This is a genomic window from Halovivax sp. (assembly GCA_007119345.1).
In the GTDB taxonomy this organism is placed as follows: Archaea; Halobacteriota; Halobacteria; order Halobacteriales; family Natrialbaceae; genus Halovivax.
Window position 1 is genome coordinate 1 of sequence record SKPV01000055.1, and the last position, 10,913, is coordinate 10,913.

Consider the following 10,913-nt stretch of genomic DNA (forward strand, 5'->3'; position numbering starts at 1 on the left):
CACCGAAGCGGCGCAGGAGCGAGTCGCAGTCATCGAGCGCGCCAGGGACTATCGTAGCGTTATTCGACTGATCGAGGATACGACGTGTACTGGAACGTCGCTGACGCGACGATCGAGGGAACCGCCTAGAACCGCCGGCTCTCGGTGTTGTAGAACCACCCCTCCGGATAGGGATACCACCAGTCCTGGACGGTGGGATCCCAGTCGATAACCCCCATCTTCGTCTGCCGGAACGCGTTCAGCCCCTCGCGGCCGAGTTCGCGGCCGATCCCCGAGTTGTGCCAGCCGCCGAAGGGGATGGCGTCGTTGTCGATCATCGGGTTGTTGATCCAGACCATCCCGGCTTCGAGCGTCTCGTACGCGCGCATGGCCTCCTCGAGGTCGGTGGTGAACACCGACGCGCCGAGGCCGAACTCCGATCGGTTCGCCTCGGTCAACGCCTCGTCGAAGCTCTCGACGGAACGGACGGGGGCGATGGGGCCGAACGCTTCCTCGCGGACGACGTCCATCTCCGGCGTCACGTCGGTCAGCACGGTCGGCTCGTAGAACCAGCCGGTCACCTGCTCGGGTGGAACGCGGCCGCCGCAGGCGACGGTCGCCCCCTTCTCGACCGCGTCGTCGACCAGCCGAGTCACGCGATCGCGAGCCTCCTCGGTGACGAGCGGCCCGATCTCGCTCCGTTCGAGGCCGTTACCGACGCGAAGTTCGCGGGCCATCTCGACGAGGCCGTCGACGAACGCGTCGTGGACGGCTTCGTGGACGTAGAACCGCTCCGACGACGTACACACCTGTCCGGAGAGATGAAACGCCGCGGTCGTCGAGCCGACGGTCGCGACCTCCAGCGGGGCGTTCTCCGAAACGATCATCGGATCGTTGCCGCCGGCCTCGATGACGCAGGGCATCAACTGATCGGCACAGGCCGTGCTGACCTTGCGGCCAGTCTCGACACCGCCGGTGAACGCGACGGCGTCGATTTTGGGGGACCGGATCAGCGCCTGCGCCGTCTCGCCCCGACCGGTGAGACACGAGACGAGACCGGACGGCAGCCCGCGGAAGTGGTCCACGAACCGCAGCGTCGACAGCGGTGTCTCCTCCGACGGTTTGACGATCGCGGCGTTCCCGGCGGCCAGCGAGGCGGCGACCGTCCAGGCGGTGAGCAAGACCGGGAAGTTCGACGGCACGATATGGACGGTCACACCGTAGGGGAAGTACCGGCTGAACTGGAACGATTCCGGCTGCGTGGTGCCGGGGACGGTCCCCTGGTCGTCGCGGGCCAACTCGGCGTAGTACCGGAAGACGCCGGCGACGTTCGCGAGTTCGCCTTCCGAGTCCGGGTAGGGCTTCCCGTGTTCGCGAGTCATCAACTCGGCGGCGTCTTCGAACCCCGCCGATTCGATCGAATCGGCGACGTCGTGGAGGTGCGACGCGCGCGCCAGCGGGGCCAGTTGCGCCCACTCCGCCTGCGCCGCGCCAGCGCGGTCCGTGACCGCGGCCACCTCGGTCTCGCCGCAGACGGCGACGTCGCCCACCGTCTGCTCCGTCGCGGGGTCGATCACGGCCATCGACTCGGCCGACTCGCTGACGCGATACGCGCCGCCGTCGAAGACCTGACGGCCGAACGGATCGAACTCGCTCATCGCGATCGGATTCCTCCACGGTCGAGCTGCGATCGGCTGGAGAGCGATCGACCGACCCCACTCGGCGTACTGGTGCGTTCGTTCATCCCTATCGGCACATGTAGACCTTCCGCACCGTTTCGTGAACGCGGCAGGTTCCCGTCCAGCCGTCGGGGAAGAACGCGACGGTTCCGGGTTCCACCTCGATCACGGTTCCGTTCTCGTGGGTGTAGGTCGCCGTTCCTTCGAGGAAGTGACAGAACTCGTCGCGCTCGACCGTACACTTCCAGTAGCCGGGCGTGCAGGTCCAGATGCCGCACTCGGACTCGCCGTCAGGCCCCTCGTGAAGGATCGTCCCCGCGGTGTGGGAGTCCCCCTCGATCGTGTCCGGTATCGGACCCCAGTCGTCGAGGTCCTCGATCGCGGTGGGGTCCCGCAGGACGCTCGCGGTCGGGGCCGTCGACTCGGCGCGGTCGGTCGGCTCGGCGCGGTCGGTCGGCTCGGCCGGTTCCGGATCGTCGTCAGGCATGGCTCTCGAGGAGTTCCTCTAGGAGTCTCGCCGCTTTCGTCTTTCCGTCCGTTTCCTGCATGTCCGCCGACGTCGTCGCCACGTTCGATCGGATCTCGTCGTCGGTGAGACAGGTATCGATCGCGGCGGCGAGTTCGTCGGGCGTCCAGTCCGAGCGGTGCAGTTTGATGCCGTGGTCGGTCTCGTCGAGGCGGGTCGCGTTGTCCTGGCCGTCCCACACGTAGGGCATGACGAGGGCCGGCGTCCCGTAGTAGAGACACTCGTTGAACGTGTTGTTTCCGCCGTGGTGGATGACGATGTCCGCCTGATCGACGACCGACTGCTGGGGGAACCAGCTGTCGATCTCCACGTTCGCCGGAATCTCGCCGTCGTCGTACTCCCCGATGTACTCGCCGACGTTGATCAGCGCGCGGTACGATCGGCCCTCGAAGAACCCGATTAGCCGTTTCAGCAGGTCGGTATCGCCCGCGCCCAGGCTACCGAAACTCAGGTAGACCAGCGGATCGTCCGGATCGCCGACGTCGGGCACCTCGTAGGTCTCGTCATCCTCGCGGACGCAGCCGTTGAGGTACCGGAACCGACCGGGATCCAGCTCGTTCCACCGCTCCCACCGCAACCGTTCCGGATACTTCAGCAGGTTCAGGTACGGAGAGGGTTCGAAGAACAGCCCTCGCGGGTAGGGGTCGACGCCGTGGTCCGCGAGGAACTCGTTGAACTCCTCGTGGACCGGTTCGATAACCGCTCGGTACCGCCGTTCGAATTCGTCGTGGCCCGCCCTGTCGTCCGCCCGACATCCCGACAGGTACGGCGGGATGTTCGGATCCGGAATCTCGTTTTCCGAACAGGACGTGATTCGCACCCAGGGGACGTCGGATCGAACGATCGCCGGGAAGCAGACCACGTTGTCGACGCAGATCAGATCCGGGTCGACCTCGTCGATGACGTCCGGTAGATCCTTCTCGGCCCACATCGCGGTGTCGACGATCGCTTCCCAACACTCGACGATGTAGTTGTCGAGCTGGTCGGCGGGGTCCTTGTCGAAGTTCGGGATGTGCGTATTGATGAAGTCGTCCCAGTACTTGGCCTTCTCCTCGGCCGTCAGCGACGGATCGGCCAGATTCACCTCGTGGGTGTCGAAGCCCCATTCCTCGAACACCTCCGCCATCGAGGGATCGGTGAAGAAGACGGGATCGTGTCCGCGGTTCCGACACTCCTGAGCGATCCCGACCGAATTGAGCGCCGGGCCGTAGGCCGCCTCCGGGAAGAAGGCGATCGTTTTCGCCTCGGCGCCGCTCATGATCGACTACCCTGTTCGTATTTGCGCCGAGACAACAGTCGGTGAGGCATGTCAACCCAAACCATGTCCGTGTAAATCACACGCTCCCCACATAAATCACCCGTCGGCAAGGGGTTTGTTCGACTCGGGCGTCGGGTAGCTATTTGTCGCTGCGCCCTGTATCGTTCCCAACAGACAGAATTTTGATGCGTCTCCCTCGTATCGGTGCGACGGAACGTCGATACCGAGTTCAGGAAGCGGCGCTCGATACCGTGTCGAGATACAGTTCGGAGGCGTCGTCCGGTGCGATTGGTTCGAGTTCGTCCTGTTGCATGGTTGGTTCGTTTTCGCGACGAACGTACGCGAGGAGCGATAGCCGGAGTGGTTCCCGAGCGAACACTCATGCACCCCCGCGGCCAATCGCTGGAACGTGTATCGACGCGACGTACGTGACACGGGTCTCGACGGCCTGCTGGCCGACCTCGCGACGGTCGACGGGGTGGTCCAGGCCTCGCCGGGTCCGAACGGACGGATCGCTTACGTGAAAAACCGCGAGGACCGGACGGATCTGTGGGTGCTCGACGACGGCGACGATCGGCGGCTCACCAGCGAGGGCGTGATCGCGATGCGGTACGGACGAACCGACGCCCAGTGGCTCGACTGGAGCCCCGACGGCGATCGGATCGCGGTCGTCACCGGCGAGTGCGAGCTCGCGACCGTCGACGTCCGGGCCGGGTCGGTCGACGTGCTGACCGACTGGGACGGCGGGATCGCCGGCCTCGCGTGGGGCGAGCCGGGCATCGCGGTCGTCACCGACCAGTTCTCGCGGGCGAGCCTCGCGGTCGTCGAACCGGACGGCACCGGCGTCGACGTGCGGGCCGACGACGAGTTTCTCTACGGGGACCCCCGGTGGGACGGCGACGCGGTCGTCGCCGCGCGCTCGATCCACCGCCACTTCTTCGATTTCCAGGCGAGCGTCGTCCGCGTCGACGCCGAGGGCGACGTCGAGACGCTCTTCGCCGAGGAGTGCGTCCGCGCCGCCTGTCCGCGTCCGCGACCCGGAACCGAGGGCGAACTGGCGGTCGTCCACGACGGCACCGGCTTCGACGCCATCTACGCGCTCGACGCCGACGATCCGGGCGGGGACCCCGTCCGGCTCTACGCCGTCGACGACGCCGAGGTGGCCGACCCCCGCTGGGACGCCGACGGCGACCGCCTCGCGGTGACGGTGACGCGCGACGGTCGGGCGGGCGTCCACGAGGTGGTCGTCGACGGCCCCGCGGTCGAGGGCGAGACGACCCCGCGGGAGGTCGCGACCGACGACGCCGTCCACGGCGGGCCGCGATGGGACGTCCACGGCGACCGCCTCCTCGCGGTTCGGGACGCGCCGACCGAGCCCCCCGCGGTCGTCGACGCCGAGTCGGGCGTGCGTCTCACGCCATCGACGACCGCGGGGCTGACCGATCGGCTCCCCGAACCCGAGGCGTTCACGTACGACTCCGGCGGCCTGGAAATTCACGCGATGATCCACCTTCCGGACGGAGACGCCGATCCGGACTCCCTCCCCCTGATAGTCAATCCCCACGGCGGTCCGACGACCTACGACGGGTTCGACTTTGACTACCGAGCCGCGTACTTCGCGGCCCTCGGCTACGCGGTCGTCCGGCCGAACTACCGCGGGTCCGACGGCTTCGGCCGCGCGTTCCGGATGGCGAACGACGACGACTGGGGCGGCGGCGACCTCGAGGACGTGATCGCGGCCGCCGACGCCGCGGCGGCGCGCTACGACGCGATCGACGGCGACCGCGTCGGGATCTTCGGCGGATCGGGCGGCGGGCTGATGACCGTCAACGCGCTCGGGACCGCCGACCGGTTCCGCTGCGGCGCGGCCCTGTACGGCGTCTACGACTACGAGACGTTCGTCGACGACACCGACGACGTGGGCTGGCAGCTGATGAAACGGGAACTGGGCGACCTCGTCGAGGACCTCGAGAACTACCGGGAGGCGAGCCCGATCCGGACGGTCCCCGACATCGAGGATCCGCTCCTGGTGCTCCACGGCGAGGAGGACGACCGCGTGCCGATCAGTCAGTCCGAACAGCTGGTGGCGGAACTGGAGACCCACGACGTCCGCCACGAGTTCCGGCGCTACGACGGCGAGCCCCACGGGTTCGGCCGGCTCGACACCGTCGTCGACGCCTACACCCGCATCGCGGACCTGTTCGCGAAGTACCTCCGGCGATACCCGGACGACGGCACCAGCAGGCCGTACGAGCCGCCGGCGGACGACCGGGCCTGAGGCCGGCGGACGACCGAGCCAGAGATCGGCGGACGACCGAGGCCGAGGCCGGCACGACGTGCACGCAACCCCCGATCGACTAGGCGAGCCCGGTCGCTCGCCCGACCGGCGCCGACGGCACCCCCGTCTGCTGCGCGCCCGCCGCGTACACCTAAGAGGCGACGCCCCGTTTCGCCGCCGAGGAAAACCGATGACCGACGAATCCGATCCGACGGCGCCCTACGGGACCTGGCCGTCGCCGATCACCGCCGAGATGGTCGCGAGCGACAGCAAGAGCTTCGGGCACCTCGCGCTGGACGGCGAGACGGTCTACTGGCGCGAACTGCGTCCGGAGGAGGGCGGCCGCGGGGTCGTCGTCCGCGCCGACGGCGACGCGACCGCGGACGTGACCCCCGAGGACGTCGACGTCCGCACGCTCGTCCACGAGTACGGCGGCGGCGATTTCGCCGTACGAGACGGCGTCGTCTTCTACTCGAGATTCGACGACCAGCGCGTCTACCGCCTGGTCGGCGACGACGGGGACCCGGAGCCGGTCACGCCGGAGCCGGCGACCGATCGCGGGCTTCGGTACGCCGACTTCGCGGTGAGTCCGGACGGCGAATCGCTCTACTGCGTCCGGGAGAACCACGACTCGGCGAGCGAGGGGACTGGCAGCACGAGCGAGGAGGTAGACGCCGCGAACGAGGGGACTGCCGGCAAGAGTGAGGGGACTGACGGCACGAGCGAAGAGGCTGACGGCGCGAACGAGCGAGCGGGCGGCACCGACGAACCAACGAACGAACTCGTTCGCCTCGCGGCGGACGGCAGCGACGAACCGACGGTGATCGCGTCGGGCCACGACTTCTACGCCGCGCCCCGCCTCTCGCCCGACGGGGATCGACTCGCCTGGCTGACGTGGGACCACCCGCGGATGCCCTGGGACGGCACGGAGCTGCACGTCGCGACCGTGACCGACGACGGGACCCTCGCCGACGAGCGAGTGGTGCTCGGCGGTCCGGCCGAGGCCGTCTTCCAGCCCGCCTGGTCGCCCGACGGGGAGCTCCACGCCGTCTCCGATCGGACCGGGTGGTGGAACATCTACCGCGTGCCCCTCGAGAGGGATGGCACGGGCACGGAACCGGACGGCGACTCCACACCGGACGGTGAAGCCGCTCCGGGGAGCGCCTCCGCGCGGGACGGCGCCTCCGCGCCGGGCGGCGACTCCGTACCGGGCGGCGACGCGGAGTCGACCGGCGATCCCGTTCCGGTGGTCGAGCGTGAGGCCTCCTACGGCGCGCCCCAGTGGTTGTTCGGCATGTCGACGTACGCCTTCCTCGACGACGGACGGATCGCCGCGATCGTCGGCGAGGTGGACGGCCAACGCGTCGAACTGCGTTCCGGCGAGAAGCGGACGGCCGTCGACCTCCCGTTCGAAACGTTCTCCCCGTACCTCCGCTCGGACGGCGATTCGATCGTCTTCCCGGCTGGCGGACCCCGGACCCCGACGCGGATCGTCCGAGTGACGCCCGGGTCCGAGCCGGAGACGGTCCGCCGGAGCACGACGCTCGAGATCGACGAGGCCTTCCTCTTGACGCCGGCGCACGTCACCTACGAGACCCGCGACGGGGAGGCGGCCCACGCCTACGTCTACGCGCCGACGAATCCCGACGTGGAACCGCCGGCACAGGAGCGACCGCCGCTGGTGGTCTTCGCCCACGGCGGCCCGACCGGCGCGACCTCCCCGGAACTCGACCTCGCCGTGCAGTACTTCACCTCCCGCGGGTTCGCGGTCGCGGACGTGAACTACCGGGGCTCGACGGGGTACGGTCGCGCGTTCCGGGAGGCGCTGTACGGCGAGTGGGGGATCCGCGACGTCGAGGATACGATCGACGCCGCCCGCCATCTGGCCGAGGCGGGACGAACCGATCCCGATCGCCTGGCCGTCCGCGGGGGCAGCGCCGGCGGCTTCGTGGTGTTGTCGGCGCTTTCGTTCCACGACGACGTCGACGCCGGCGCCAGCTACTACGGCGTCGCCGACCTCGGCCGGCTGGCGGAGCTGACCCACAAGTTCGAGTCGCGGTACCTCGATCGACTCGTCGGACCGTACCCGGAACCGGCAGACGTCTACCGCGAGCGATCGCCCGTCGAGCACGCCGACGACATCGACGCGCCCGTTCTCCTGTTGCAAGGCGAGGACGATCCGGTGGTCCCGCTCTCGCAGGCGGAGGCGATGGCCGGCGCCCTCGAGGCGAGCGATGTCCCGCACTCGCTCCTGGTCTTCGAGGACGAACAGCACGGCTTCCGGCGCGCGGCGTCGCGAGCGCGCGCCCTCGAGTCGGAACTCGCGTTCTACGCCGACGTCTTCGGCTTCGAGCCGGCGGACGACCTCCCCGCGCTCGATCTCTCGACGAACGGCGGCGGGTGACCGCCCGGGATACGATTCGCCGGGCGTGCGGTCAAGGGGGATCCGCGCCGTATCGTCCGGACGATCGCCCGATGAGCCGGCCCCCGATCGCCGCGGGGCCGGCGCGGACGTGGACGCGGCGATCGGATCTGGGTACCGGAGCCTCGCGGCGAATCGCGACGTCTACGACCGGCCGCCCCTTGAGGAGGCCGGCGACCGGGAGGCGCCGCCTGCATGGTTTACGTCGACCGCGAGGGGGACTTCCGGCTCCAACCGGCGGCCGATCGCTTCGAACCGGACGCGTCCGGCGACGAGCCGGATCCGCCGGTCCAGGACGACGGCGCCCTCCACCGACGGAAAATCGCCGCCAATGAGATCGTTCAACGTATTCGGAACGTTCATATTTCAGTTCGCAGAGAGTGTCCCTGTATGGTCTCACCGCATCCGGACTGGGAGGACGTCGCGGACGGCTATCGGTCCGGGGAGAACGCGATCTTCGTCGAGCCGGCGGTCGTGGCGGACGACGGTCGCGTGGCGGTGAGCAGTAGCGTCCGGCTCACGCCGGATACCGCGTCGGCGTTCGTCGTCGGCGTCTGGACGGCCTCCAGCGCGTGGGAGATCGTCATCGCGTTCGACGACGCGCGGTCGGCGTGGGAGTTCGCGAACCTCCTGACCCACTACTTCGACGGGAGAGGCGATCTACGGGCCGCCAGACGGGCGCTGCTCCCCGACGACGAGGGCTTCGGGGGCCCGCTCGACGTGCCGGCGATCCTCGCGGAGACGCGTCCCGAAGACGTCCTCGAAGCGTTACTCGCGCCGACGCCGGTTCCCGAGGAGGTCGCGGCCGTCGTAGGAAAATAGTCCGTCCCGGTCGACGCGGGAAAATGATCCGTCTCGGCCGACCCGGGTGTGGACGATCGCCGCCGGCGGCCGCGTCAGTGCCGACAGTCACACGGCCCGAAGATCCGAACGCCCGGGCCCACGACCGTCACCTGAAACACCGGCCAGTGACACTGCGGACACCGCTCGGCGGTCGGCAACGCCTCGTCCGGGACCGCCCTCACGTCGAACCCGCCGTCCTCGAGCTCCCGTAACGCCGCCGGGTCGAGGGCGGGCCACTCGCTCGGCTCGAGGTCGGCCAGCTCCGACGGATCGGCCATCGCGGTCGTCGATCCGTCACCCTCCCCGTTCAGATTCCCGTCACTCACGAGACCACCCTAGCGAACACCGCCGCGAGCGGCGTACGTGTCGCCCGTTTCGTATCATGTCGGTTTCGTTGACGTGGGGGAATTCCCCTAGGGGCGTCCGGTTTGCGCGCGGTTCGAACGCCGTCGTCGCGATGCGGCCGCGGCGGACGACCGACGCGCCTCCATCGCCACGTCCCGCGCGATCCACCCCCGACCGCTCTCGCGCGTTCCTGACGACCGGTGGGGGATCGCGGTTGCCGATCTAACAGAGGAGTTTCGACCATATATACCTACTGGAAAGTGTGGGAAAGGAACAGTGTTCGAAGAGACCGTCATCGGTGTTCGGGCCGACACCCGGGACCGGCTCCAGTCGGTCGGTCCGTGACCGGTGACACCGTATCGTGACGGTCACAGTCCTCGATCAACGTCCGCCGTGGACGTCCGCATGCAGACGGCCGAGGAGGGGCAGAACTCGGCGAACTGGTCGGTCTCCCCGATGGCTCGCGGAACGTCAGCTCGCTCGATGGTCACGTAACCGCGGTCGGCGAAGAAGTCCGCCGCCGTCGTGGTCAGCAGGTACAGCGTTTCGATCTCCGTCCGAGACGCCTCGGCTTCCAGCGCGTCGACGATCGCGCCGCCGTATCCGTTCCCCCGGGACGACCGTTCGACGACGATCGATCGGAGGAGCCCGTCCGAACCGTAGCGCTCGAGACCGCCGCACCCGATCGTTTCGCCGCCGACCGAGGCGAGGAAGAAGCGAGCCGGCCCCGCGCGCACGTCCGCCGACGGGAGGTCGTTCGCCCCCAGTAGCGCCTCCACGCGTGCTATGTCATCGTCGTGGCTTGCGGGCCGAAGCGACAGCGACGCGTCCGTCACGACACGGCCGACGACCGGAAACGACAAATACCTTCGTGCGGGCGTCGCCCAGCGCCGGGTCGAACCTCGCTCACGTCGATGCCATCCGCTCGTTCGCGACGATCGCCACCCGCTCACGCCGAGGCCATGTCCCGACAGGAGTTCGAGCATTCGCGCAGGACGTCGACGCAGGCCTGGCAGTGGTCGTGGTCGAACTTCGCGCAAACGTTGGCGCACTCCTCACACAGGTCCGCACAGGTCGCGGCGAGGTCCGCGTGATAGCCCGAGTTGCGTGCCATGAAGCGGGCGTGCAGGGTTGCGACGTCGGCCACGTCCCGACAGAGCCGGATGCAGCGGGCCATCTCCTCGTCGCCCATCCCGACGCACTCGTCGGCGCACCACTCGCAGACCTGGGCGGCCTCGAAGCAGTTGTCGATGCACTCCGCCATGCGGTCGTCCTCGTTCACGTGATCGATCGATTTCAGCGCCATCACCGATCCGTACGCCGAACGTCCGTGTAAAACGGGTCCCGGAATGTGCCGACGGCTCCGGAGACAACTCCGGGAGTTCGGTGGAACGCGACTCCGGGAGTTCGGTGGATTTTACACGGCGGTCAGGCGGGTTCCGGCGTCGAACCGGGGCTGTCGGACGTCGATTGGTCGCCCGGACAGCGCCCGGCAACCGATGCATTTTGGAGGTGCCGATTTCCGTCACTGCGCCAAAGGCCGAACCAGCGGGGAAGCGCATTCGTCCGATCCCACCGGCATC

The 10,913-nt window shown here is 68.6% G+C and carries 9 protein-coding genes; 3 read left to right on the plus strand and 6 right to left on the minus strand.

Features of this window, described 5'->3' with window-relative positions; translation table 11 throughout:
* Positions 1-125 precede the first annotated feature (125 nt).
* The 3 genes from QZT59_RS04250 to QZT59_RS04260 all read right to left on the minus strand — a co-directional run bounded on the left by QZT59_RS04250 (position 126) and on the right by QZT59_RS04260 (position 3,442).
* Positions 126-1,637, minus strand: a complete 1,512-nt coding sequence (locus QZT59_RS04250) for an aldehyde dehydrogenase (protein ID WP_290811785.1) — start codon at positions 1,635-1,637, stop codon at positions 126-128.
* Between the two features lie 88 nt (positions 1,638-1,725).
* Positions 1,726-2,145, minus strand: a complete 420-nt coding sequence (locus QZT59_RS04255; protein ID WP_290811788.1) for a cupin domain-containing protein — start codon at positions 2,143-2,145, stop codon at positions 1,726-1,728.
* Positions 2,138-3,442, minus strand: coding sequence for a glycosyltransferase (locus QZT59_RS04260; RefSeq protein ID WP_290811791.1), 1,305 nt, complete (start codon positions 3,440-3,442; stop codon positions 2,138-2,140). Before QZT59_RS04260 ends, QZT59_RS04255 begins: the two co-directional genes overlap by 8 nt.
* A 409-nt stretch (positions 3,443-3,851) precedes the next feature.
* On the opposite strand from QZT59_RS04260, the gene QZT59_RS04265 reads away from it, so the two are divergent.
* The 3 genes from QZT59_RS04265 (at position 3,852) to QZT59_RS04275 (ending at position 8,964) form a co-directional block, all read left to right on the plus strand.
* On the plus strand, positions 3,852-5,720 hold the full coding sequence (locus QZT59_RS04265; protein ID WP_290811794.1) for a prolyl oligopeptidase family serine peptidase: 1,869 nt from the start codon (positions 3,852-3,854) through the stop codon (positions 5,718-5,720).
* 190 nt (positions 5,721-5,910) lie between these two features.
* Positions 5,911-8,124, plus strand: coding sequence for a prolyl oligopeptidase family serine peptidase (locus tag QZT59_RS04270; protein ID WP_290811797.1), 2,214 nt, complete (start codon positions 5,911-5,913; stop codon positions 8,122-8,124).
* Between the two features lie 408 nt (positions 8,125-8,532).
* Positions 8,533-8,964, plus strand: a complete 432-nt coding sequence (locus QZT59_RS04275) for a hypothetical protein (protein ID WP_290811800.1) — start codon at positions 8,533-8,535, stop codon at positions 8,962-8,964.
* Between the two features lie 74 nt (positions 8,965-9,038).
* On the opposite strand, the gene QZT59_RS04280 is transcribed toward QZT59_RS04275, so the two are convergent.
* The 3 genes from QZT59_RS04280 to QZT59_RS04290 all read right to left on the minus strand — a co-directional run bounded on the left by QZT59_RS04280 (position 9,039) and on the right by QZT59_RS04290 (position 10,636).
* Positions 9,039-9,311 carry a hypothetical protein gene (locus QZT59_RS04280; RefSeq protein ID WP_290811802.1) on the minus strand — a complete coding sequence of 91 codons (273 nt, stop codon included), beginning with the start codon at positions 9,309-9,311 and terminating at the stop codon, positions 9,039-9,041.
* 387 nt (positions 9,312-9,698) lie between these two features.
* Positions 9,699-10,166: an arsenic resistance N-acetyltransferase ArsN2 gene (gene arsN2, locus QZT59_RS04285; RefSeq protein ID WP_290811805.1), complete on the minus strand. Its 468-nt coding sequence runs from the start codon at positions 10,164-10,166 to the stop codon at positions 9,699-9,701.
* A gap of 113 nt (positions 10,167-10,279) precedes the next feature.
* Positions 10,280-10,636 (minus strand): four-helix bundle copper-binding protein, encoded by a 357-nt coding sequence (locus QZT59_RS04290; protein WP_290811808.1) that lies wholly within the window; start codon positions 10,634-10,636, stop codon positions 10,280-10,282.
* Positions 10,637-10,913 lie beyond the last annotated feature (277 nt).

Coding starts and splice junctions, on each gene's coding strand:
- QZT59_RS04250 (WP_290811785.1), bottom strand. CDS start 1,637: ATGAGCGAGTTCGATCCGTTCGGCCGTCAGGTCTTCGACGGCGGCGCG.
- QZT59_RS04255 (WP_290811788.1), bottom strand. CDS start 2,145: ATGCCTGACGACGATCCGGAACCGGCCGAGCCGACCGACCGCGCCGAG.
- QZT59_RS04260 (WP_290811791.1), bottom strand. CDS start 3,442: ATGAGCGGCGCCGAGGCGAAAACGATCGCCTTCTTCCCGGAGGCGGCC.
- QZT59_RS04270 (WP_290811797.1), top strand. CDS start 5,911: ATGACCGACGAATCCGATCCGACGGCGCCCTACGGGACCTGGCCGTCG.
- QZT59_RS04275 (WP_290811800.1), top strand. CDS start 8,533: ATGGTCTCACCGCATCCGGACTGGGAGGACGTCGCGGACGGCTATCGG.
- QZT59_RS04290 (WP_290811808.1), bottom strand. CDS start 10,636: ATGGCGCTGAAATCGATCGATCACGTGAACGAGGACGACCGCATGGCG.